The sequence below is a fragment of the candidate division KSB1 bacterium genome, from assembly GCA_016214895.1.
Taxonomy (GTDB): domain Bacteria; phylum Electryoneota; class RPQS01; order RPQS01; family RPQS01; genus JACRMR01.
This window is the reverse complement of the sequence record JACRMR010000002.1, coordinates 134,549-160,017: the sequence shown is the minus strand read 5'-3', so window position 1 is coordinate 160,017 and position 25,469 is coordinate 134,549. Positions and strand designations below refer to the sequence as shown.

Genomic DNA, 25,469 nt, shown 5'->3' with positions numbered 1-25,469 from the left:
CCATGCAGATTCGAAGTCCTCAACGCTCCCGGCCAAGCGCCCCCCACGCCCGACGAACCATTCGCTCGGCCGGGTGGGGAATTCGTGCTTGGGTTTGCCTGGCGATCACGGTCGCCATAGCTCAAGCGACCCCCCTTGGCGAGAACTTCTCGATTGTCTTCCCTCCTGCGGGATGGTCCACCTTTCAGTCCGACTCTGGAAACGCCACCTGGACGCGCTCCCCGCGCTTCGAGTCCGGCTGGGGCTGGAGCGGCTACTCCCCGGCCGAAAATCTTGGGCCATCAGATGTTTCCCGACGCTGGCTGGTAACTCCGCCGCTTCAGCCGACGATCGGATCAGACCTCCTTCAATTCTATGCGCGAACGCAGTTCCCGGCCCTGAATGCGGAATCAACCGACGACACTCTGCGCCTACTGCTGAGTCACGGCGGAAATACGGTCACCGACTTCTCGACGACGTTGCTTACTCTGAAACCGGGCACCGGTGGAGACTTCGCGTCCACGTATCGGCACTTCAGCGTCGATCTCACTCCGTTTTCCGGAGATGTTATTCGCCTCGCGTTCGTCTCATCGGACTGGGCCTCCGCTGATAACAACGTGTATGTGGATAGCGTTCGCGGTCCCGAGGTCGCGGCCGCCGCGCAACTACCGGCAAGTCCCGAGCCTGCCGATGGCGCATCGGGAGTCGCCACAGCCACGACCTTGCTGTGGACCAACGGCAGCTGGACCGTCGCTACCGATCTCTACCTGTCGCAATCACTGTCCGACGTGAGTACGCTCCAGCCGACCGCGCTCGTCGCCGCGGGATCGGCATTCTCGGACTACGATCCGCCGTCCAATTACGTCGGCGGCCAGACGTGGTACTGGCGTGTCGTGTGCGGCAACGGCGTCGGCCAATCGATCGGCCCGGTTTGGAGTTTCAGCGTGGGGAACGGCCCGCTCGCCGGGGAGTACAAGCTCGGCGGTGCGGATGGGGACTTCAATTCGTTTGCCGGTGCGATCGGCTATCTCGCCGCCAACGGAATTGAGGCTCCCTCCGAGATCCGGGTCGCCGCCGGCACCTACACCGAACAGCTCACGATCCCTGCCATTCCCGGCACCGGTATTTCAAGTCCGCTCGAAATCACTCGCGCTACCGACGCCGATTCCGTGGTCATCCGCTATGCGGGTTCGTCCGATTCCAGCGTGATACGTCTCCACGATTGCGCGGCGATCACGCTGACCGGGTTCGACGTCCGGGCGGAAGCAGCCAACGTCGTGCATGGCGTGTTGCTCGATGCGAACTGCCGGGACGTCGTGCTCCGCGGCATGACGATCCGCGGCTACACGGCCACCAATAACAATTCCGACGGCGTGCGCATTCGCGGATCGGATTGCGCCAACATCCAACTGGACAGCCTGACGATCCGCCGCTTCGCCGACGGCGTTCATATCGAATCCGGGACCACCGTTCTCGACTCAGTCTCCGTGACTGGCTGTCGGATTGACTCCGTTCGTCGCGGGGTATATCTTGCACGGGTGCGGGCCGGCCTCGTCTCCGGCAACGACATCAGTGTGAACGCCGGTTCGGTTGAGGATGTCGCCGGCATCCAGCTCGGCACCATGTTGCCCATGGATACCACGTTGATTTCAGCGAACAAGATTCATGGGATGACCACGTCGGGTCCCTTCGCGGTCGGTATCCGCGTCAAACCCGATTCCGCTGCCGCCGTCGTGCGGCTGGTGAACAATTTCATCTACGGTTTCCAGAACACCGGGACCTCACAGACCAGGGGCGTATTGGTCTCCTCCGGTCGCTGCGAACTTGCGAACAACAGCATCCTGCTGAACGACGTCCCGGCGACCGGCTCGGCCTACTCTGTCTATGTTGCGAACCTTGGCGGCGGTACGGTCTCATTTCTGAACAACATTCTTGCCAACCGTGAGCTGACCGCCTCGGCATACAACCTGTTCTTTCTCAATTCGACGACCGGCCTCGCATCGGATCACAATGTTTTTCAGGGCACGGGCGCCAACTACCGCCTCGCCCGGCTCGGCGTGGACTATGCTGCGCTGACTTCGTGGCGCGTGCTCGGCTATGACACATGCAGCGCGGAGGGCAATCCACAGTTTGCGAGCGACCAGGATCTGCACCTTACGCCGCTCAGTTCGCTTGCTCATCAGAACGGCGACGTGGTTCCGTGTGCTCCGCGTGACATCGACGGCGACCTGCGGTCGCTGCCTCCGGATCGCGGCGCGGATGAGTATGCCTTTTCCGCGCCGAGCCATGATTACGCCGTGATTGACGTTCCGCAATTGTGGGGAGCGCCCGTCGTCGGGACTTCCGTTGCGGTGCGCGCCGTCCTGCTGAATCGCGGCTCGGCGCCGCAGACGGCCGTGCCCGTGCGTTTGCTTTACCAGAATGTTGTGGTCACAACCCTCCCGGTCTCGCTCGCCGCGCTCGAGGTGGACACCCTGGAATTTAGCTGGCCGACTCCGCTCGCGCCCGCGGCGGGATATCTGACCGTTCGCAGCGATCTTCCGCTCGACGCCGAGCCGGATAACGATTCCACCGGAATTTGGATCACCGTCGTCAATCCGGCCCTGAATGGCAGCTACCGCATCGGCGGTATCGGCGCGGAGTATCCGACGTTCTCGGCGGCGGTTGCGGACCTGGCGAGTCGGGGCGTCGTGGGTCCCGTCATGTTCGACGTGGCGGCCCTGACCTACACCGAAGCTGTCACGATCCCGCCCATTCCAGGCGCTTCCGCGATCAACGCCATCCTCTTTCATCGCGATCCCATGGAAGAGGGCGCCGCGCTGCTTCGCTCCGCCGGCGGCGACCCCGCGCTGACGCTGAACGGTGCCGATTTCGTCGCCGTTGACGGAATCGACTTCGAGGCGGTGCTACCCTCCACGACCTCCGTGGTTCTGACCAACGGCGCCGACCGTAACACGATTTCCGGCGGCAGCGTCCGTGGCTCGTCGCAGACCATGACAACCGCCTATGGCTTGCGCGTCTATGGCGGCGGCAATGACGGGAACTCGTTTCACTCGTTGGCCGTCAGCGGCGCGTACATCGGCGTGCGACTCGAAGGCACCGCCAGTCTCGCGGATAGCGGGAATGTCTTTGACAACGGGGACATCTCCGACTGCCGCTACGGACTGCGCGCGGACTATCAGCAGCAGGCCGCGTACACCGACAACCGGATCACCTGCGGATATGCCGGCGCGACCGTCTCCTGCGCCGGGCTCTATATCGGCTCGCATACGGCCGCGCAGGTCTGTCGCATCGAACGAAACCGCATCACGGGCGCGGGCATCGTCGGCACGCAGTACGGCATCTACTCCAACGCGGGGACGGGTCTCGCGGAAATCTGCAACAACTTCATCTCGCGGCTGACATCCAGCGGCGGCTCGGTCTTCGCCGTATGTTTGCGTTCCGGCGCTGCGCAGGTTGACCACAATAGTATCTGCCTGTCCGACATCCCGCCCGGGGGGGACGTCATCGCGATCTATGACACCTCGGTGACTCCGGCAGCCGTTCGCAACAACAGCATCCGTATCTCGGACTCCGATAACAACTCCTATGCGCTGGTTCGCGCCGCGGGAGCATTGGTTTCGGATTACAATCTCATCGACGGTTCGCGGTTGTCGGCGGGCGCGCCGTTCTACATGGGCCGCGCGGGCGCGACGCTCTATCCGTCGCTCGCGGCCTGGACGGCGGGCACCGCCGCGGATTCGCACAGTGTATCCGGCGATGCCGGCTTCGTGAATGAAACGGATCTGCACGTCCTTCGGAATGTTGCGACGGCGGATGGCCGCGGCCTCGACCTGTCCGGACTGAGCCTCGATATCGACCTCGACTACCGCCAGAGTCCGCCGGATATCGGCGCGGATGAATACGATTATGTAGCGGCCGCCAACGACTATTCCGTACAGTGGGCGGAACCGCTGCCGACCATTCCTGCGGACTCGGTTGGCCAGGTTGTCGCCATCGTGCGCAACGCCGGAACTCAAGCGCAGCTCGAAGTTCCGGTTCGCCTGTTCTTCAACGATGCTCCGCTGGACGAACTCGTGATCTCGTTGACGCCCGGCGAGATCGACACCGTCAGCCTGTGGTGGTTGACACCGTCCACGGACCTGCAGGACGGAAGTCTCAAGGTCAAGGCGTTCCTGCCCGGCGACGCGATTCCTTTGAATGACAGTGTCGCCTATCCGGTCACGGTGGTCGGACCGCCGCTCGAGGGCAGCTATCAGGTTGGCGGCTCTGTTTCGGACTTTGCGAACCTCGGCGTCGCCGCTCGACACCTGACGTTGCGCGGCGTCGCCGATTCGGTGCTGCTCGCCGTGGCCGCCGGCAACTATTTCGAGTCCCTGCTGCTCACGCCGATTCCCGGCGCATCGGCCGCGAACCCGGTCGTCTTTCTGGCCGCCGACTCCGCGTCGCCGCCCGTGCTAACTAATCCGGCGGGACAAGCCGTGGTTGAACTTCGCGGGTGTTCTTACGTCACGCTCTCTCGATTCGATATCCGTGCCGGTCTCTCCGCGACGGAAGCGGTCCTCCTGCACCAGACCGCCACGCACAACACATTGTCGAATTGCCTCGTGCGCGGGCCGGATTCCACGAACTCGAACTCCATCGGCATTCACTTCGACCTGGACCGCAATGACAGTAACACCGTGGTCGCTTGCGTGATTTCGGGCACCTATACCGGGATCGGATTCTCGGGCGGCGCAGTGGCGCAGTCCTTTGGCAACAGCATTCGCGGCTGCTCGATTACCGCCGTGCGCTACGGCGTCTCGCTCGACAATCAGGTGGCGGCCCTGGTCGAAGGCAACGACATTGAACCCGGATTCCCCACGGAAATGGCGGCACCCTGTTACGGCGTGTTCGTCGCCAGCCTCGACAACGGCGGCAGCGCCGTCATCAACGCGAATCGGATTCATGGCTTCAGCGATCATTCGCTCTCCGTGACTAATCGCGCCGTCGGCGTCTATGCCGCGGCGGCCGCCGGCGCCGCCGTCACGATCACCAACAACTTTATTTATGATTTTTCCGATGTCTGGTCGTTGCGCATCAACGCGATCTACCTGTCGTCCGGCACGAATCTCGTGTTCAACAACAGTATCCTGCTCGACGAAGTAACACCGGCCGGCGAAATCGCGTGCGTGTTCATTTCCAATTCCAGCACCCATACCCTGCAGAACAACATCCTGGTCTCACGGGAGACCGGCAGCGCGAATTACGCGATCCTGCACGCCACCGGCGAAGGCTTGCAGAGCGATTACAACGATATCTTCGGGTCGGCTCCGGCCTTTTCCGTCGCTCGGCTCGGTACCCAATCCTTTGTGACCTTCGCGGCCTGGCAAGCCGCCGCGTACGATTTGCACGGCTACAGTCGCGAGCCCGGATTCATCAGCGCGTCCGATCTCCACATTCGCCCCGACTCCGTCGCGGTGGACGGACTGGGGCTGGCGCTGGCCGCGCTGACGAGCGATATCGACGGTGAGCTTCGCTCCGCGACGCCGGATATCGGCGCGGATGAGTACACGGTGGCCATTCCGCCGGACACCGTTCCCTATCTGACCTGTGACTTGGAGGGCGGTCGTCTGCTGCTGCACTGGCTGTCCGTCGAACGCGCGGCAAGTTATCACGTGTACGCGTCGGATACGATCGCGGTGGAACCGATTCCCGCCAATGAAATTGGAATCACCGTGGACACGCAGTTTGAGGACCTGAACTTCTCGCCGCTTAGCCGTCGCTTCTACATGGTCACAGCGGACACGGAACCTCCGCCCTTCCGCGCGCCACCGCCTCCTCGATAGTGCTAAAAACGAAAGCGCGCGGGTCCTGACCCGCGCGTTTGCATCTTGGCGTTATTGGCGGCAGATGTCTTCATGACCTTCGCCGCTCATGTGATTGGCGGCACATGTCTTCATGTGCCCCTCGCACTCTTCAGGACTTTCGCCGCTCATGTGATTGGCGGCACATGTCTTCATGACCTTCGCCGCTCATGTAATTGGCGGCACATGTCTTCATGTGCCCCTCGCTCTTTTCAGGACTTTCGCGATCCCGAAGTCACTCTCCTATTGCGCCGCGAAATACTGCCCGTTCGGATGATGAAAGACCAGCGCCGAAACACTCGACTCCGGCACCATCATCATTTCATCGGTCAGGGACACTCCGATGGATTGCTCCGGCGTCAGCAGCTTGAACAGCGGAACTTGATCTTCCAAGTTCGGACACGCGGGGTAGCCGAACGACAACCGGATGCCGCGATATGTCGTGCGAATCAGGTCTTGCCACGTGAACTCGGGCGGATCGGCGAATCCCCATCCCGCGCGAATCCGCCGATGCAGCCATTCCGCCGTCGCCTCCGCCATTTCGATCGCCAATGCCGACAGAATGTGCGAGGACAGCAGCTCCCCCTGCTCGTGGAGCGCTTTCGCCTTCACCTGCACGCTGTCACCCGCCGTGGTCACGAACAGGCAGAGATAATCGTGGCCGCCAAGCCGTCGCGGCCGCACCCAATCCGCCGCACAGCGGAACGGTGCGCTGCGCTCGCGCGGGAACGTCCACGTCGCCAGGGTCTGCGTGCTCCCCGGGTCGAATACGCGCACCGTCTCCTGCTCGCTCGCGACCGGGAACCAGCGCCACGTCCCGCGCGGTACAATCAGTTTTTCTTCGATGGCCATCTCAAACACGCGCTCAACGTGTCTCCGCAATTCCTGCGCCTGTTTGTCCTTCGGATCATCGAGTCGGGAAGACGCCAGCCGCAAGCCGAGATGTTTACCGTACAACATCGCGCGCGAAACGAGGGGAAAGACCTCCCGCGCCGGAATCTCGAGATCAATATGCAATTCAAGATCCGGCGGCGGCGGAACGGGACATTCTTCATAGAGCGACTGCGACGGCGCCGGCGGCAATTGCGGTGCGGATTCCTTCACACTGCGTATCGCCTTTTCGCCCATCGTGCGCCACTCGCTCTCCAGGCCCGGTCGCAGCGTCTCGTCCGTCAAGCGGTTGGCGAGCTGTAGTCCATCCATTGCTTCATTGGCATAGAACACCGGCCCGGTGTAGGCCGGAGCGATGCGGGTGAGTGTGAAATTCCTCGTGAGCGCCGCGCCGCCGACCATCAATGGCAGATCGATCCCCGCCGACGTTAAGTCCTCTGCCGTCACCACCATCTGCTGCGCCGACCGCACGAGTAGTCCGGACAGCCCGATGAAGTCCGGCTTGTGGAGGTGCACGGCTTCAATCAAGGTGTCCGGTGGAATCTTGATCCCCAGATTCACCACCTCGTAGCCATTATTCGACAGAATCATGTCCACCAGGTTCTTGCCGATGTCGTGCACGTCGCCCTTCACCGTCGCCAGCAGCATGCGTCCGCGCGCCGCCGATCGTTCACCCGGCTTCAGAAACTGCTTGAGGTAGTCCACCGCGACTTTCATCACTTCGGCGGACTCCAGCACTTCGGCCACGATCAGCTTGTTCGCGCCGAACAACTCGCCGACCACTTTCATCCCGGCCATCAGCGGACCGTTGATGATTTCGAGGGGTGACTGTGCCTTCAGCAACTCGTCGAGCATCAGCTCGATGCCGTCGCGGGTTCCATCCACGATGCACCGCGCCAGGCGTTCCGCGACCGGCAGGTGCGCCAGCTCATCCGCCCGCACCGCGGTCTTCGCTTCACGGTAAAACGCCGCAAACGCCGCGATCGACTCCGCATCACCCTTGTAGAGCACGTTTTCGCAGACCGCCACCGCTTCCGGACTGAGTGTTCCATAGCGCTCGATCCCGGCTGTGTTCACGATTGCCATGTCCAGCCCCGCCAGCGTGCAATCATACAGGAACACGGAGTTCAGCGCCTCGCGGCCCGCCGGCGGCAGACCGAAACTCACATTGGATATCCCCAAAATCGTGAGCGCCTCGGGAAAGCGCTTGCGAATTTCGCGAATTCCCTCGACCGTCGCCCGCGCGGCGCCCACGTAGTTCGGATCGCCGGTTCCGCACGGAAACACCAGCGGATCGAAGATGATCTCCCCCGGATCGAATCCCCACACTTGCGTCAACGTGTGCATCGCGCGCTCCGCGATCGCCAGCTTGCGCTCCAGCGTCACCGCCATCCCCGCCTGCTTGTCTTCGTCGATCAGTCCGAACACGACCGCCGCGCCGTGCTTCCTCGCGATCGGGCACACCTTTTCGAGCCGCTGCTCCCCGTCCTCGAAATTAATCGAATTGATCGCCGCCTTGCCGCCGATATTCTGCAGCGCGAGCTCGACGACGTGTTCGTCGGTCGAGTCGATCATGACCGGTACGCGCACCTTCCGCAGCAGCGGTTTCAGCACCGCGAGCATATCCGACAATTCATGGCGATCCGGATTCGCGGCGCACAGATCGACGACGTGCGCCCCGCGCACGACCTGTTCGCGGCCGATCTCCGCCGCCAGTTCAAACTTCCCCTCCTCGATCAGCCGTTTGAACTTCCGCGAGCCGATCACGTTGGTCCGTTCGCCCACAAACGCGGGCCGGATGAACTCGTCAAGCTTCAGCGGCTCGCTCCCCGCCAGCGCGCGGCGCGTCGCTTTCGCCTGCGGTTTCCGCGGCCGATGATGATCGGCGACCTTCCGCAATGCGCGAATATGCTCGGGCGATGTGCCGCAGCAGCCGCCGATCACATTTACGAACTGCTCCGCGCAGAACCGCTCGAATAGATCGTGAAAGACCTCCGGCCCTTCGTCGTACTTGCCTTCTGTGTTCGGCAGTCCCGCATTCGGCACACACGCCGTCGGCAGATGGCAGAGTCCCGCCAGCGTGCGCAAGTGATCCGTCATCTTCTCCGGACCGGTCGCGCAGTTCATGCCGATGTAGAGCAGGTCACGCGCGGCGAGCGTGTAGTACAGCGCTTCGATATTCTGCCCGGCGAGCATCGAACCGTTCGCTTCGATCGTCACCGACACCGCCAGCGGCACCTGCCGCCCGGTCTTGCGCATCGCCTCGTCGCAACCCAGCAGCGCGGCCTTCAGGTTGATCGTATCCTGCTGCGTTTCGAGCAGCAAATAGTCCGCGCCGCCGTCGAGCAATCCCGCGGACTGCAGCGCGTAGGAGCGCACGATTTCGTCAAACGTGATCCCGCCGGTAATCGAGATCGCCTTGTTCGTCGGCCCCATCGACCCCGCGACATACACGCGCCGGTTCGCGGCGAATTTCGCGGCCGCCGCGCGCGCGCTTTCGCCCGCTAAGCGATTAATCTCGTAAGTCTGATCCTGCAGCCCGTATTCCGCGAGCACAATGGTCGAGCCGTTGAACGTATTCGTTTCCAGAATATCGGCCCCGGCCTCGAGATAGAGCTGGTGCAGCGCGCGCACGATTTGCGGCGCATGCAGGAGCAACGCCTCGTTGCAGCCCACCAGCGCGTCGCCGCCGAAATCCTCCGTGGTCGGGCGCAATGCTTCGAGGCCGGTCCCCGTCGCGCCATCCATGACCAGAATTCGGCGAGTGAGATCGTCGCGTAGTTCGCGGGCTAAGCTCTCCCCCGCCGGAAATGCCGTTCCAGAACTGAAAGTAGTCATCTTTCTTGATTGAATCGCTTTCGCGAGTCCAGACCCACGAACATTCATCGCCGGCGAGTCGGGTCTCCCCCGCCGCCTGCGGAGGACGAAGGGGGATGCTCTGCTTCGAGGCGTCCCCACCCCGGCCTAACGTATAAAAATACTGCTTTTGCCTCCCAAGTGCAACCGCCGTGCGGCCGTGCGTCTCCAAGTGCCCCGGCGGAAGATCGCGGCAATACCGGTCTGTCCGGTCAAGTGCCGACCCCCACCGAAACCGGATAGAGGGAGGGTCAGGATACTCCCCTCTTTGCCTCTCAATAGTCCTATGTGCGTTGGCCGCCGAGCCGGGTTAAGTCTTCGCAACCCGGCCGGAATCGGGATTCACAAATCCAGCCTTAGCCGCCGAGCCGGGTTAAGTCTTCGCAATCCGGCCGGAATCGGGACATCGTCCGCCGCCTCTCGATATCTCTATGTTCAATGTTTGCGTGCATAATAATAAACATTCCTCTTGACATGGGCCGTCTTTAGCATTATATTGCCATTGACATCAGTAATCCTGTCATGCCTATTTCTGACCCACCCCGGGGACGCTCAAGGAATGCCCCCCAAATCACCGCATCGCGACGGGGCAAATTCGCCGCTTGCTGCTTGTTCCTTATTGACTTTACCCCATTTCGTTTGGTCAAAAAGTTTTTGGTCAGTGACCCGCCCTTGACAATGGTCCGCGCATTGATAGATTGGTGAACATGTCAAGCCCCACTGTGGTTCCCGAAACGCTCACTCCGCCCTTCGCCACCAGTCAGCGCACGGTAAACGTGAGTTCCCGCACTCCGCGCGCCGCTGTCCAGACCTCAAGCTCGCGCCGCGAAGCGCTGTTCATGCAATACATCCGCGAGCGCGTAATCGGCAGCAACGTGGAAATCCCCACACCGTTCGGTCCGCGTCCATTGCGTTACTTCGATTTCATCGCCTCCGGCCGCTGCCATCTCGATGTCGAGGACGAGCTGAACGAGCGCGTCTTGCCGTACATGGCGAATACGCACACGGAGTCCACCTACGGCGGGCGGCTGATGACGGAGTACTATCACAACGCCTTCTCCCGCATCGCCGGCTATCTTCACGCGTCGGCGGACGATGTGCTGATTCCGGTCGGGAGCGGCTCGACGGGTGCGATCAACCGCATGATTCGCGTGCTCGGCATTCGGGTTCCCGATCAGCTTGACGAGCGCTATCAGTGGACGGACCGGATTCCCGCCACGGATCGACCGGTGATCTTCCGCTCCCTGATGGAGCACCACTCAAATGACATCGCCTGGCGCGAGACCATCGGCGATACGGTGTACATCGATTTTGACGAGCACGGCTGCATCAGTGTCGGCGACCTCGATGCGAAACTGGAACGCTACCGCGATCACCCGTGGAAGATCGGCACGTTCAGCGCGGCCTCGAATGTTACGGGCATCCTCAATGACTGCCACGGCCTGGCCCGCGTGCTGCATCAGCATAGCGCGCTGGCCTTCTTTGATTTCGCCGCCGCCGGTCCGTACGTGGATGTTGACATGCATCCGCTGGCGGATCCGGACGGCTATTTTGACGCGATCTTCTTTTCCGTGCACAAATTCCTCGGCGGCCCGCGCACACCGGGTCTGCTCGTCGCCAATCGCAAGCTCTTCACCAATCGTGTTCCCGCGGAGCCGGGCGGCGGCACCGTGCTTTACACGTCGCCGTGGGATCACCGTTATCTCGCATCCATCGAGCATCGCGAGACCGGCGGCACGCCGCCGATTCTGCAGTCGATTCAGGCCGGACTCGCCTTTGATCTCAAGGCGGCCATCGGCGCCGAGCGGATCGAACGCATCGAGCAGGATTATCTGCGGCGCGCGTTGCGGCAGTGGCTGCCCAATGAAAATCTAATCGTGCTCGGTAATCTCGAATCCAAACGGCTGGGTGTGGTTTCCTTGATCTTCCAGGGCCTTCACCACAATCTCGCGGCCACGCTCTTTAACGATCTATACGGAATTCAGGTCCGCGGCGGTTGCATGTGCGCCGGACCGTATGGTCACTTGTTGCTCCACATCGACGAGCAACACTCTTCCGAAATCCGGTGCCGTCTCGACGAAGGCCACATTGGCGAGAAACCCGGCTGGGTCCGCATCGGCTTCTCCCCCACCGTCAGCGAAGAGGAATTTCAGGTGCTGCTCGAAGCCGTAGATCATATTTCCAAGAACGGCAAGCGATACGAATCGCAGTACGAGCTCTCCGACCAAACCGGCGAGTGGTCGTTTCGCGGCTGAGCCCGCGCGAGCCTGCATCGCCGAGGCGGGTTAGCGCTCTGAGACTGACAGCACCTCTGATCTTGACACGCGCGTTACCCGCCCGGAACCGCTGCGCCAACCCGACCGCGGTCTCCGGCCCCCGGCCCCCCGAGCGGGGTCTCCAGACCCCGCCGGAATCGCCTTCACTCTTTCCGAATATCCACCTCTCCGATTTTCCGAATCTTCCACAATGACCGGAACTGAAACTCTCGCGGGCCGCACGCTGGCCGGCTTTCGCTCAGGCTACTGGATGCTCTGCATCATCGAGATGTTCGAGCGTCTCGCCTATTTCACGGTGCGCAGCGTGGTCGCGGTGTACATCATGCAGGCCGACGATCCCGGCGGCTTGCATTTCACCGCCGCCGACAAGGGCACGATCTTCGCCTGGTGGTTTGTCTTCCAATCGGTGCTGCCGATGTTCACCGGCGGTTACGCTGACCGTTACGGCTACAAGAAGACGATCTTCTTTTCCGTGACGATGAACATTCTTGGATTCGTAACCATGGCCTACTTGCGCACGTTCTGGGGCTTTTTCGGCGGCGTGCTGATTCTTGCCACCGGAACCGCATTCTTCAAGCCGGGACTTCAAGGCTCGCTCGCGCAAAATCTGAACAAGACCAACTCGTCCGTTGGCTGGGGCATCTTTTACTGGATCGTGAATGTCGGCGCGTTCATCGCACATCCCCTCGCCGGGGTGTTGCAAGTCGGGATCGGCTGGAAGGCCGTGTTTCTCGGCTCAGCCGCGTTCACGGCTTGCAACTACTTCATGCTGTTCACGTTCAAGGACTTTGATTCCAAGGCGGACAAGACGGAAGGACCGATCCACGTCTTCATTCGCACGGTCAAGAATATCTTTGAGCCACGGTTGCTCGCCTGGCTGGGCATCATGTCCTGTTTCTGGCTGATGATGTACCAGCTCTGGGACCTGCATCCGAATTTTCTCACCGATTGGGTGGACAGCTCGGGGGTGGCCGGCATCTTGCCCGAGTTCATGTCCCGCGCCACGGATCGCGGGATGCAGGTCCTGCAGCAGAACATGCTCGCGCTCAATTCATTGTTGATCGTCATCTGCATGATCCCCGTCTCGTGGCTCGTGCGACGCTTGCGGACGCTTGAATCCATGGTGATCGGCATGCTGATCGCGACCTGCGGCATTCTCGTCGCGGGCTTTACCGGCAGCGGTTGGGTCTTCCTGCTGGGCGTGGTCTTTTTCAGTGCGGGCGAAATGCTCACCGGTCCGAAGAAGAACGAGTACCTCGGGTTGATCGCGCCGGAAGGCAAGAAGGGACTCTATCTCGGCTACGTGAACATCCCGGTCGGTGTCGGCGGCTTCGTCGGGTCAAAACTCGCCGGATATCTTTACGGCAACTTCGGCGAGAAAGCGGTACTGGCTCAGAAGTACATTCTCGAGCACACTCCGTTCGGTGAAGGCAAGTCCTGGAACGGAGACGTTGACACCTTGTCGAGCGTGCTAGGCGTGGAGCGGACGCAAGCTTTCGCCAAGCTGCAAGAGCTGATCGGCAAGGATGCTGTGCAAACGACTCAGCTCTTGTGGGACACCTATTCGCCGCAGTATGCCGTCTGGATTCCCTTTGCCGTGATTGGTGTTGCGGCGGTGATCGCTCTGATCATCTTCTCGCGGATGGCGAAGCGCTGGTCGGACATGAACGCTTAACACCGCGAGCAGGGTGATTCTGGATGGAGTTTTGCATTGCATTTTCGCACCGGATGCAGTAGATTATCCGGTAATCGCTTTCGCAAGAGCATCGACAAGGAGGAGATATGCGGACGTTCTTGGTTATCAGCTTGGCAGCCTTGGTATTTGTCGGCTGGGGCTGTTCGAATCAGCAGGAAGACAATCCCTCGACCGGCGGGCTGAGCTACGACGTGATTGGCGAGGACAGCCCGGAGTCGGTTGACGCCGCGCTGCAGGAATTGGCCTCACTTTCTATCCTGGTGCCGGACCCCGTCTCCGCGGACGACCCGATCCTGACCCAGACGCCCACCAGTGAATCGGCCTCATCCATCGTGGATCGCGCTCGTCTGGACGACGAAGGCCGGGTGAACTTCCGCCGAATTGTGGCTCACTTGCAGGCACAGCAGCGGGCGCTGCGGGAGTGCATGGCGCGCAACGACAATCCGCGTTTGCTGCGGTTGGCTCACGGCGCGCAACAGGCATACAATCATGGTCTGCGGGCGCTGGAGGCGGGCGAGCCGCGGATGGCGCTGCGCTATTTCGAAGCGGCGAACCGAATTCTGAATTTGGCGCTGCGTCTCTGTCGGGCGGGCGGCTAAATCGCGCGGGGTCAGTGAGTTGACTTAAAGGCCAGAAATTACTAAATTATTGGTCTGTAGTTTCTGGCGCGTTCGTCTAGGGGTCTAGGACTCCAGCCTCTCACGTTGGCAACACGGGTTCGAATCCCGTACGCGCTACCAATAAAATCAAAGGGTTAGCCATCTCGGCTAACCCTCTCTTTTCGCGCTGGGTCACACGTGGGTCACATCTGGGTCACAGAGTCGAAGTGACTGACAATGTGGCGCAGCGTCGGCGAAACAACCGCTGACGGTGTCGCCAGGTACCGCGCCTCTCCATGACGAAAAGCGGGCTCCCCGATGGGAAAGCCCGCTCAGGCTGTTGACAAAGTCCCTCGGTACAAATGAGCACGATCTTGATGGTGTGTCCGGCCCGCCAATCGAGAACTTCTGAGAGCAAACCGAGTGAAATGAGATAGCCAAAAGCTGTCACCAAGTCCTGCAAAACAAACCCCGCCAGAAATGACGGGGTTTGTCAGCAATCTGAGCGGGCTCCTCGATGGGAAAGCCCGCTTTTACTGTGTCGGATCCGGCCTTGGTGGCGGACTGGTGAAGTCCAGCTGATTGACGGCCGAGTGAACATGTTGGGGGTCAAGCGCCAGGTAGTGCTTCTCAGTCATTTTGACGGACGAGTGCCCAAGTAGGCGGCTGACGGTGGAGATGTCCACGCCGCGTTCGATAAGATGACGCGCAAACGTCGCGCGAAGCGAGTGCACACTGATTCCTTCAGGTAGGCCAGCGGCTCGACGCAACCGTCGAAATCCCATAGTAACCTGATTGGGTCCGAACTTGGGGAATAGCCGACTTGTGTGATCGCCGGGCCAATTGCGAAACACGGCCGCCAGTTGGTCATTGATCGGGATTGTCCGTCGCTTTCCCATCTTCCCCACCGCCGACCGGACAACGACTTGGCGTCGACCAAGGTCAACCTCATCCCACGTCATCCCCAGCCCTTCATTACACCGACAGCCTGTGTTAAGCAGGAACATCGCGAGACGGTGGTAATCATCTTTGCAGACCGCCAGCAACTGCTCTGTCTGCTCCCGCGATAGCCACTGTGGCGCTTCCGGTTCGTGCCGGCGGATCTGTTTGAAGTACTTGGACGGAGTGTCCGGTCAGTCAGCTTCGCGGACCTGGCTCGGCGCCGTATTCAACACTTTGATCTCAATATTGACGGTCGCAGGTGCAACTGTCTTCAATCTGCCTGCCTTGAACTCCTCGATCCTGCCCTGAGAAAGTTCGCATAGTGGCAGATCTCCCATGTCCTTGATCAGCCGCCGAAACGCTACAGCGCATCTCAAAAACGGTTGACAGTTAGTTTGGTGTTTTGTATTTTGGTGACCTCTCTTTTATCAGGAGGTTACCGCCATGGATTTGACTGACGAGCAGTGGGCGTTGATCGCTCTGTTCGTGGCTGATAAGCCTCGGATTAAGCGTCGCAAGATCGATGGTCGGGGCCGGCTCCGGTTTCCAGCCCGCGACGTCTGGAACGGCATCTTGTTGGTGTTGCGCAGTGGCTCGCCGTGGCACAACCTGCCCCCCGAGTATCCGCCGTACCAAACGTGTCATCGGCGGTTTCAGGAGTACTGCCGCAGCGGCGTCTTCGAGCAGGTGCTGCGAACGCTCGCGGAAGATCTGCGCGACCGGAGCGGACTCGACTTGTCCGAGTCGTTTATCGACGGAACTTTTGCTCCGGCGAAAAAAGGGGGCGGCAGGTGGGACCCACCCGTCGGGGCAAGGGGACAAAGATCAAGGCGATTACAGATGGCGCTGGTCTTCCGATCGCCCTTTGCACAGCCAGTGCTTCGCCGAATGAAGTGACGCTGGTCGAGCAATCGCTGGAAGCCCGCTTCCTTGACAACGTTCCGGAGCGTCTGATCGGGGATAAAGCGTATGACGCAACGCGTTAGACGAACGCTTGCTGAGCAACTATGGGATTGAGATGATTGCGCCGAATCGCGCAGGGAATCGACGTTCGCAGGATGGTCGCCCGCTCCGCCGCTACCAACGCCGCTGGAAGGTCGAACGTTTCTTCGCTTGGCTCACGCAGTTCCGCAGAATCCCCGTGCGCTACGAATACTGGATCGAGAACTATCTCGGCTTCCTCCAGCTCGCCTGCATCCTGATTCTCCTCCGACATTTTTAAGATAAGCTCTAGAGAGGAAGTCATTGAGCGAGAGTTTTAGCACCCCTTCGGCCATGCTACGGGTAGGTATTTGAGATCGCGTAGAACCTCCGTTCGCTCGGCGTCGAAAACACGGTTGTGTCGGTCCAGGTGGTGTCCCACACCGTGGCGACAACATTGGTCGGTCCCGGAACGAAGCCTGGATCCGTTGAGTGATGCACATAGTACGACCAATCATGAACGGCCGGCGCCCAATGCAGAATTGCAACAGATCCGTGAATCTTGATGGTCAACTCCGATGGCGCCCCGGCGAGTTCGAACTCACCGGCTGTAAAGCTCCAAATCGGTCCCCAAGTCCCTCCGGCGGAGTTGATTTCTCTGATCCGCCAATTGAAGGTTGAAAACGGTTCCAACGGACCCACACCCGGCCACGGGATGACGGGGTCAGCTACGGAAGACCAGAGATAGAATGTCCCTTCTTCCTCGACCCACAGTTCATGAGAGGACGCCCCATCGCCGGGCGTGAAGGCGAGACCCGTGTAAATGGAGACGCCAGTAGCACCATCAGCGGGATCAGGATTGGTGGGTAGTCCGGGCGGCGCAACGAACACGGCGGTGGTAAAAGTCCAAAGTGGACCGGGCGTGGTTCCGCCACTATTGACTTCGTCAATTCGCCAATAGTAGGCCGTGCCATAGTTCAGAATCGGATCATAATTTGGATTGTAGGGCGTGGACACGAAAGGGGGCGGATTCGTCGTTCCCAGATAGAGCCAGTTATACGTGGTGCGGGCACCCACCGTCCACGATAGCAGCGTCGTCACCGGAACCTCCAAAGCACCATTCACAGGGGACGGGTTGCTGGCAGCTTCCGGTGGCTCCCTCCACGTCGTGAACCGCCAGACGGTCCCTGGGGTGACACCGCTGGCGTTTCGTGAATCAATCCGCCAGAAGTGCGATGTAAAAAACGGCAGTTCACCCGGAGGATCGTAGCTCTGAATCGGAGTATTCGTCAGAACCAGCGGCGGAGGATTGGTCGTTCCGAAGTAGACGTCGAAGGTCTCCGTATAACCAGCACCTGCCGACCAGGAGACGACAACATTGACCGGCACTGCCGTTGCTTGATCCGCGGGATCTGGTTGTGCGGCTTGCGGCGGCAGCGGTGGAAACACGGTCGTAAAGGTCCACAACGGCCCAGGTGTAGTCCCTGTGCTGTTCACTTCATCAATCCGCCAGTAGTATTGTGAAGCATACCACAGATTGCCGGGCGGATCATACTCATCACCGCTCTGATTCCCGACCAGCGGCGGCGGATTGGTATGGCCGAAATACACGTCATGGCTCTGCGCGCAAGTCCCAGCCGTCCACGCCAGATTTGTTGTGAGTAATACGCCGGTATTCCCGGACTCCGGCGCAGGATCATTGGCTGCCGACGGAGGGGCGCTGACGATGCTGACTTCTGCCGCATCTTGGCCGCTCGTGCTGTTGTTGGAGGAATTGGCATCGGTGAGGCCGAGTACAACGCCGATCCAGCGCGTTCCCGGGGAGATGTAGCAAGCGATCTGTGGCGGATCGGTCCAGTTCAGTCGTGCCGAAGTTGCAGGCTCAAGATCTACGCTGAATGTGCGAGTATCGAGCGCCAGATCGGAGGTGGAAATGAAGTCATTGGTTGAGAGATAGAGGGTGGCGTCGACACTTCCGGTGAATGTATCCGAGAGCGAGTGGTTGTAAAGCAGGAAGTCCACCACCGAAGGGGTTGTTCCTAATGGCAGGGATTCCGGGCTGACATTACAGTCCAGCGCGCCCAGATCCGCTCCCTCCTGATGGTGGCTGACAATATAGTTGGTGATATCGGTTTGCTTCGTGCCGGTAATCCGGCAAAACGTCCCATATCCAATGTATCCGCCGGACACCACGGCATAGACCTGCCGATACCCGCCTTCGATTTGATACACACCGCCGCCACTCATGCCACCGAAAGCCGTCGTATCAAGTTCCCAGAGGACATGGGTGCTTACGGAATCATAGGGGCCGAAGCGATAGGCGAGCCGGACACCGTCGAAAGGAGGCGGCGCAGCGTAGGCCGCATTGTGAAACGTGTTGGTCAAATAGAAATTCGGATCGGTTCGGAAGTTCGTGGGAAACCAACCGGTCAATGCGCCCACGGGCCGATCGAGTTCAACGACAGCGAGATCCCATTCGGAATTGGGATTATTGATCCAAGACGCGTAGGTCATGAAGCCGACGGAGAGTGCGTCTCCGTAAGGTCGATCTCCTTCATCGAAGGCGGGGATGACTTCGATTTGATCCACCCATTGATCATGACCGCCATCCCAAACGCAATGTGCGGCGGTGAGCACATGCTGATCGTCAATGAGGATCGCGGAACCTTGGTACGGCCCACCTTCAGCATAGATATAGATCTTACAATTCACCCGCCAGGGCCAGAGCGAAGGATCCTGAATCTCGATGGGGTAATTGAATGCATCAAGCGGAGATTCGCCGCGCTCATGGCGTGGGTAATCTGGTCCTGCAAACCCAGGCATCGATGGGGTCGGCAAAGACGGGATTGAAGCGTTAGCGATCGTGTGAGTTTCGCGAGTGAGAAGATCATAGTAGATCAATTCATTGTCGGGCGTCTCGCCGCCGAGATTCTCTCGCATCAAAGGCACGCGGATCGGCTTGGCTTCCGCCTCGTGCTGCCGAAACCACTCGCGCCATTGCGCAAGTAGATCCACATGCTTCACCTCCTCGCTCTCCCCCGCGGCCGAACTCAAGCTGTCTTGAATCTGCGGGACGGATTGGGGATGCGGAAGCCCGGCAGCTGTCGTGATCGTGCCAACTACTAAGAGCATGATTCCGCAGATGAACAGTTCCTTGAACATCAGTCTTGCATAGCTCATGATCGTGTTCCTCGATGACAAACTGGTTTCGGGAGTTGCCTCAAATTTGATCGCGCGCACCCGGCCATTCACATCAGCGGAGGATTCGCTCCCCGAACTTGCCTGCGCCGAGATATAATCCTCAAGTCGGTCACTGACGGCTCAATTAATATAATTGCAAGGAGGTCCAAAGTCAACGGTCACTTCGCAAATCCTATTGAATTGACCCACAATTCAGAGCGGCGAATTCTGCACATACAAAGCCCAATGTTGTGAATTGTCGCTTATGCCTTGGCTGTTGTTGTGCCCACATGATTAGATAGACGAGGTCCACTTCATAAGATCGTTGATGATCTGCTCGCTCTTCGCGCATTGGGCGGGCGAAGTCTGCGCGAACGACTGTAGAGAGGGCCATCGACAGTTTCGCTTACCGAGGACCTGGAGTGTATGGAGTGTACCCCAGAAACTGGACAGTCAGGTGTGTTGAGTTAGATGGGGTGTTGGGGGTTGTTTTGATTTGAGTTCGAACTCGACCGGGGACAGATATCCGAGGGCCGAGTGGCGTCGATCGCGATTGTAGACCTGATCGATGAAGTGCGGCAGGCGGGCCTGTGCCTCTGCGAACGTGTCGTAGTCGGACAGGTAGACTTCTTCCTTTTTCAGCGTGGCCATGAAGCTCTCGGCCTGGGCGTTGTCGCGCGGGTTGCCTTTGCGGGACATGCTGATCTGAAAGCCCCGCGCCTTGAGCAAATCGATGTTGACGTGGTAGGCATACTACACGACTTGATCGCTGTGATGGATACAGCCGGGCGCGGGATTGCGTAGCACCAAGGCTCATTCCAAATCCTGTTAGGTGCCATGCTCCAGCCCGATCACGTCACAGCCTTTTCTCAAAAGGTGAATCTGCTGCGTCTGCTGCGGATGATCTCGCCCTTAATCAGCTGGTCCGCCAGCAACACCGCTGGCGGCGCATCGCCGGTCCCCCCCCCCACGCGACCGGCCTGCACCACGTCCGGCCACTGCATAAGCAGATGTGGACTCACTTCATACTTGCGGGCCACCGCCGCCTGACTCTGACCCGACTCCAGTTCTTCCACGACCCGCCGCTTAAACTCCGGACTGAAGACCCTTCTCTGACGTGCCATCCTGGACTCCTTCGTTGCCCCGCCCCTAATCTACGAAATCAACCCCTGACTGTCCAGTCCGAGGGGTACAGTCCATAGAATTCCTCCAGAGCCGCTCTGGGAAGCCGGACACGCGCTTGCGAGGCTAATCAGAAACTTACGACGACGCTGGTTGTGATCGGCTGTCCAGAGATAGAAGTGCAGGTCGTTAGCCTGCTCTTGTACGTATACTGGAATTGCAAGTCGTCAGTCGCGAGTGCCTTGAATCGCAGTATTGATGCTTGGTTCTGGGGATCAGCAGCGTATTTCGAGAGGGTGAAATCCGTTCTGAAACTGCGCTATTCTCGGGGATCCGGGGAACGCGACCGAGCGAGTCATATTTATGTGCTTCACGTCTTTCGCACGTGCTTTCTGCATTGTTTTTCAGGGCCTTACGCGAGCACAATGGAAATGGCCCGTTCAAAGACTCCACTGGCCACGCCGCAACCCCTTCTAACCTACCTGTTTTGTTTGCTTTCGCCCGCACTGATTCGTATCTTTGGGCACCTACGCTGACGGGTGATCTCGATCGCAAAACACATATCTTTCGAGACTGGCCTGTTTCACGATTCGGGATTCAGGCTTCGGTGCTTTGTGTGGTGCGAGCTTCGTCTGCGTAGGAACAGACAGGTCAACTAAACGAACGCCAGGGGTCTCTCCTGTCTGTAAGAATATCAAGAGTCGATTCTGGCTTAGGAAAAGGGACGAATCACATTCTTTTTGAGGAATCAGACATGAAGAATATAGTCATGGTCTTCACAATCCAATTATCTGTTTTCTGTTGCACACTTTTGCTTGCACAAACTGTGCTGCACCCCTTAGGCTGGACACGGTCTCCAAGAAAGGTTATCTTAAGGGGAGGACAAGGAGGAGTCGTGGATGCCGCGTACGAAACGGAGATTTACCGAGGAGTTTAGGCTCGGAGTGGTGCAGGAAGTGCTGGCCGGAGAGAGTCAGGCCGCGGTGGCGAGGAGACACTCGGTTTCCGCCAACAGTATTTTGGAATGGACGAAGGCCTACCGTGCCGGTTCCTTGGGGGGAGAAGGAACCGGCGGCCCGGATGTGCAACGGCTGCTGGTGCAGACGCGGGCCGATGAAGCCCACATCGCCGAACTGCAACGGATCGTCGGCCAGAAGGAAGATGAGATCACCTTTCTAAAAAGAACGGCCCGCCTGAAGGAACAGCAGACCGCCGCCGCTGCATTGCGGAAGATCGGGGCCGGCTCACGATCCGGCAAGGGTGCGCGTTGATGAGCCTGCCACGCAGTACGTTCTACTATCGTTCTTCTGCGGACGAAGCACGGTTGCAGCAAGAGCTGGATCTGCAGGACCGCATTGAAGAACTCGCCCTGGACAATACGAGTTATGGCTATCGGCGCATCACGGCGGCGCTGCACCGGGACGGACAGCTCGTCAACCACAAGACGGTGTTGAAGATCATGCGGGCATCGGACCTGCTGGTGCGGCCCTTACGCGGCTTCGTGATCACCACGGACAGCAAACACGCCTTCCCGTTCTATCCGAACCTGTATCAAAACCCGTGGCCGTCCGCGCCGAATCAGATCTGGGCTGCTGACATCACCTATGTCCGCCTGCCGCTGGGCTTCTGCTATCTGGCCGCGATCCTCGATCTCTATGCCCGGCGGGTGATCGGCTGGGCCCTGGAGAAATCTCTGGAAGCCCGTCTGGTGATCACCGCGCTGGAGATGGCTTTGAAGCAACGACGACCGGCACCCGGTCTGATCCACCACAGTGATCGCGGGGTGCAGTATGCCTGCCCAGCCTACACCGATCTCCTGAAGCAGCACGGCTTTCAGATCAGCATGAGCCGTAAGGGCAACCCCTACGACAATGCGGCCCTGGAAAGCTTCATGAAGACGCTGAAAAAAGAAGAAGTCTATCTGAACGAGTACCGTACCGTCGAAGAGGCACGGCACAAAATCGGTCACTTCTTAGAGCACAACTACAATCGCATCCGGCTGCACTCGAGCCTCGGCTACCGACCGCCGGAAGAATGTGAACTTCAATACAATCAAACCCTCCCCGCCGCCTAGCTTACTTGGATGCCGTGTCCAAAAAATGGGGTTCAGTCCAGTTCTTCGACGCGACGAGCATGGGCGCGATTCTGGAGGCGATGAACAGCATGCAGGCAGCAGAAAATCTTGACGTCATCGCTCGCGTTCAATCGATGGTGGAGTACATTGAGGTATTTGTCCTCTCTGTCTACTGCGCGCACCTGTACCACATGGCATTTGCCGACAATGCACGTCTCCGGCAAGGCTTCGACACGTTCTTTGTCGAGCCACTGAACGAGTGGATCTTCCCGATCTCGGTGTTGTTGGTGGCACTGTTGTCTGGACTAATCGCCTGGCATTGGCTATTCAAGCACGACAAGAGTGAGGCTTAGCACCCTTCAGGGTGGCCTCCTCCACTGCGGATAGTGAGACGGCTTGACACAATCGAGTCCTTTTGTGTCACGAATGGCCTTGGTTCAACTTCAAAGAGTAGTGTCACAATTGATGTCGGAGTGTGCTGTTCTTGTGGTTTGCGCTTCGGTTGAACGAAGTGCATGATATCGACCGGTGGAGATCATTCCGAAGCTACGCAAACCATAAGCAGGAAACCGACAAGGCAGTAGGCAGGCCAGATCATTACCGCATTTGCGGCTGATCCAACTACCATGAGTGCCTCAGTCGCCATCAACGTGGAATCGGGTACGCCAACAGTCGCGCAGGCTCGTCAGCGAATGCTGGTCGGCCTGAACGCCATAGGCTCAGTTCGAAACCAAAGATCGAGGTTATCGTCCATGGTTACACGTCTTTCAGTCAATGTGGCAAGCTTGGTCCAGAGCTTAGAAAGACACTGGCACGACTGCGGAATCCAGGCAAGATCAGGTTTGTGATTTGGGGAGAGAAGTTCTCCATGTTCGACGAGACGACTCAGGCAGCGATCGAGCACCTTCTATCCCTCGCGCGAAGTACGTACTATGCCAAGGACAACCGAGGTGTTACTGTCGTTGTGTTTTGAGTGGGCTATTCGGCGACGTTGATGCAGCCCCTGGGTTGTTCGCCCCAACCATCTTCGCGAAGATCATGGTGAAGCCGGCAGCGGAGCGTTAGTACGGCTGTATCGCCTACGGTAGCTCACGTCACCAATTGTCCCTGCGGAGCGACCTGTGCCCTTTGTTGTCACGGCGCACGGACCTTCTCGTCAGATTTACCGGCGGGGTTTGCCCTGCTTAAGGAAATGCGCATGAGACCTTGTGTGGCACGAGCGATCAGACACTGCAGAGCAGGCATCGGGTTTGTCATGTTCTTGCTGTGTTCTTCAGGACTCTTCGCTCAGGAGTCCTTGAGATTGGTGACCTACAATATGCAGGGGATGAGACCAGGCAGCAATTGGCAAGTGCGCCTGTTCTTTATGATCCAGTTCTTTGAACAACTGGATCCGGACATCATTTGTCTACAGGAGATCAATCAGACGCTGGGGGGAAACGGCGAGGACAATATGGCGCGAACAGTCGCGGAGGCGTTGAGCGCCCATTTCGGTATCGAATACCATTACTATTTCACGCAGACGCACATCGGCTGGGAACAGTTCGCGGAGGGAGTGGGATTTGTCACCAAGTATCCGGTTCTGGAAGAGGGGGCGCGCTCACTTCCCCGTGGAGACTTCCCGCGAAAAGTGGCATGGAACCGCGTAGACACGCCGCTGGGAATTGTCAACGCCTTCTCGACGCACCTCAGCGGCGACGCCGCGTTTCAGCAGGTGCAGGGCGTCATGGCGTACATAAGCGAGATCGAGCAGATCTACTCATCGGTTGGTGCGCTACTCGCAGGCGACTTCAATTCAGTGCCCGGATCGGCTGCCATCCTGCTGCTGGTGGAATCCGCCACCGACACTGTCTTCTTCGATAGTTTCGCCGAAATGAACCCCGGGCAGAGCGGCTTCACGATTCCGGCGGAGACTCCAACATCGCGCATTGATTACATCTTTCAAAGGAGCCCGGGTCTGCTACTCGCCGACAGTTCGCGCATCGTCATGGACAGCACCTATGATGGATCTCATTTCACGTCGGACCATCTGGGGGTCATGACCGTCTTCTCATTGGCGGGGCAAGGCACCGTGCCGGACGCGTCTTCCGCGGCACCGGTGCGACTGGAACTGCACAGCGTGTACCCGAATCCGTTCAACAGCCAAGCCACGATCGATTATGTCCTTGACCATACTGCCTATGTGTGGCTGGCCATCTATGACACGCAGGGCAGGTTGGTGTCAGCGATAGTTGAGGAAACGCAAGCACCGGGGCGACATCTCGCCTATTGGATGCCTCGCGCCGCTGCCTCAGGGATCTACCTCATTCGGCTAAATGCCAGTGGGATTTCGCATTGGCAGAAGGCGGTCTACATCAAGTAGCTGGGGAAGGACTCGCCCATCGGGGTGTGACACGCATGCGAGATCGATCCGCTCGATTACCACATTAACATAGGCATGGTCGCCCGCCCACTCCGCGTCCGGCTGCTTCACCATCGAAGCAGTGGCGAGTGTGACACACCGATGGTGCTCACTCACGCCCAGCACACCAAGAGCAGCCATGACTGATTCCATAGACGCACTTATCGCAACACCAAGTCACCACCGCGAAATACTGGTAAACGACAAGGTGCAAGTTCTCGACACTTGCATTTACGCTGGAGAGATGCCGCCCATTCATTCTCATCGCTGGCCTGCTGTACTATACATCTTGAGCTGGAGTGGTTTCGTTCGTTACGACGACAAGGGCGAACTCCTACTTGATTCACGGTCTGCAGAAGCGTTTCGAACACCACCGAAAGTGCTATGGTCCGCACCGCTGCCACCGCATTATGTCGTGAATGTTGGCGACAAGGTTTTGCACGTCATCAGCGTTGAACTGAAAGACGGTGGCGCCTGAGCTTCCTCCCTTCCTCACCGTCATCCGCACGCCGACAGACCAAGATAACTCTCTGTGATTGCCTGACCGCCTATCACTGCCACCGGACTTCCTTAACATCACGCCCCGGCCGAGGCCTGTGAACTTCGAGGAGCTCGAGGATGCCTTGTAGCCGATTGAGCTGGCCTTTCCGGCCGCGTTTTGTGTCGGTGTCATGTACGGAAGTGTG

Annotated in this window: 14 protein-coding genes, 1 tRNA gene and 1 pseudogene; 11 read left to right on the top strand and 5 right to left on the bottom strand. The window is 59.2% G+C overall.

From position 1 onward, the window contains the following. The first annotated feature begins 2 nt into the window (after window positions 1–2). Complete coding sequence (locus HZB60_00585; protein ID MBI5058256.1) at window positions 3–5,807, top strand: choice-of-anchor J domain-containing protein; 5,805 nt, start codon at window positions 3–5, stop codon at window positions 5,805–5,807. A 261-nt stretch (window positions 5,808–6,068) separates the two neighbouring features. Here HZB60_00585 and metH read toward each other — a convergent pair whose 3' ends face one another. Continuing rightward, entirely contained in the window at window positions 6,069–9,554 is a 3,486-nt protein-coding gene (metH, locus tag HZB60_00580) for a methionine synthase (protein MBI5058255.1), read from the bottom strand. 725 nt (window positions 9,555–10,279) lie between these two features. Here metH and HZB60_00575 point away from each other — a divergent pair. From HZB60_00575 to HZB60_00560, 4 genes are all read left to right on the top strand, one after another. Next, the gene (locus tag HZB60_00575; protein ID MBI5058254.1) at window positions 10,280–11,827 is read left to right on the top strand and encodes an aminotransferase class V-fold PLP-dependent enzyme; all 1,548 of its coding nucleotides are present in this window, start codon (window positions 10,280–10,282) and stop codon (window positions 11,825–11,827) included. A 211-nt stretch (window positions 11,828–12,038) separates the two neighbouring features. Continuing rightward, complete coding sequence (locus HZB60_00570) at window positions 12,039–13,523, top strand: MFS transporter (GenBank protein ID MBI5058253.1); 1,485 nt, start codon at window positions 12,039–12,041, stop codon at window positions 13,521–13,523. Window positions 13,524–13,630: 107 nt separating this feature from the next. After that, entirely contained in the window at window positions 13,631–14,143 is a 513-nt protein-coding gene (locus HZB60_00565) for a hypothetical protein (GenBank protein MBI5058252.1), read from the top strand. Window positions 14,144–14,208: 65 nt separating this feature from the next. Then, window positions 14,209–14,284, top strand: a tRNA-Glu gene (locus tag HZB60_00560). A gap of 392 nt (window positions 14,285–14,676) precedes the next feature. On the opposite strand, the gene HZB60_00555 is transcribed toward HZB60_00560, so the two are convergent. Beyond that, a complete protein-coding gene (locus HZB60_00555) occupies window positions 14,677–15,189 on the bottom strand; it encodes a site-specific integrase (GenBank protein ID MBI5058251.1) in 513 nt (170 codons plus the stop codon). 340 nt (window positions 15,190–15,529) lie between these two features. Here HZB60_00555 and HZB60_00550 point away from each other — a divergent pair. Continuing rightward, window positions 15,530–16,307: pseudogene (locus HZB60_00550) on the top strand (IS5 family transposase). A 56-nt stretch (window positions 16,308–16,363) separates the two neighbouring features. Here HZB60_00550 and HZB60_00545 read toward each other — a convergent pair. The 3 genes from HZB60_00545 to HZB60_00535 form a co-directional block, all read right to left on the bottom strand. Then, window positions 16,364–19,186 carry a trypsin-like peptidase domain-containing protein gene (locus tag HZB60_00545; GenBank protein MBI5058250.1) on the bottom strand — a complete coding sequence of 941 codons (2,823 nt, stop codon included), beginning with the start codon at window positions 19,184–19,186 and terminating at the stop codon, window positions 16,364–16,366. 453 nt (window positions 19,187–19,639) lie between these two features. Next, the gene (locus HZB60_00540) at window positions 19,640–19,885 is read right to left on the bottom strand and encodes a transposase (protein MBI5058249.1); all 246 of its coding nucleotides are present in this window, start codon (window positions 19,883–19,885) and stop codon (window positions 19,640–19,642) included. 170 nt (window positions 19,886–20,055) lie between these two features. Continuing rightward, entirely contained in the window at window positions 20,056–20,310 is a 255-nt protein-coding gene (locus HZB60_00535) for a transposase (protein MBI5058248.1), read from the bottom strand. A gap of 897 nt (window positions 20,311–21,207) precedes the next feature. Between HZB60_00535 and HZB60_00530 the strand changes: the two genes are divergently transcribed. From HZB60_00530 to HZB60_00510, 5 genes are all read left to right on the top strand, one after another. Beyond that, a complete protein-coding gene (locus HZB60_00530) occupies window positions 21,208–21,579 on the top strand; it encodes a transposase (protein ID MBI5058247.1) in 372 nt (123 codons plus the stop codon). Next, window positions 21,531–22,382 (top strand): IS3 family transposase, encoded by an 852-nt coding sequence (locus HZB60_00525; protein MBI5058246.1) that lies wholly within the window; start codon window positions 21,531–21,533, stop codon window positions 22,380–22,382. Before HZB60_00530 ends, HZB60_00525 begins: the two co-directional genes overlap by 49 nt. Window positions 22,383–22,396: 14 nt before the next feature. Then, window positions 22,397–22,735 carry a hypothetical protein gene (locus tag HZB60_00520; GenBank protein ID MBI5058245.1) on the top strand — a complete coding sequence of 113 codons (339 nt, stop codon included), beginning with the start codon at window positions 22,397–22,399 and terminating at the stop codon, window positions 22,733–22,735. A gap of 950 nt (window positions 22,736–23,685) precedes the next feature. Next, complete coding sequence (locus HZB60_00515) at window positions 23,686–24,744, top strand: endonuclease/exonuclease/phosphatase family protein (GenBank protein ID MBI5058244.1); 1,059 nt, start codon at window positions 23,686–23,688, stop codon at window positions 24,742–24,744. Window positions 24,745–24,922: 178 nt separating this feature from the next. Next, window positions 24,923–25,261: a hypothetical protein gene (locus HZB60_00510; GenBank protein ID MBI5058243.1), complete on the top strand. Its 339-nt coding sequence runs from the start codon at window positions 24,923–24,925 to the stop codon at window positions 25,259–25,261. Window positions 25,262–25,469 lie beyond the last annotated feature (208 nt).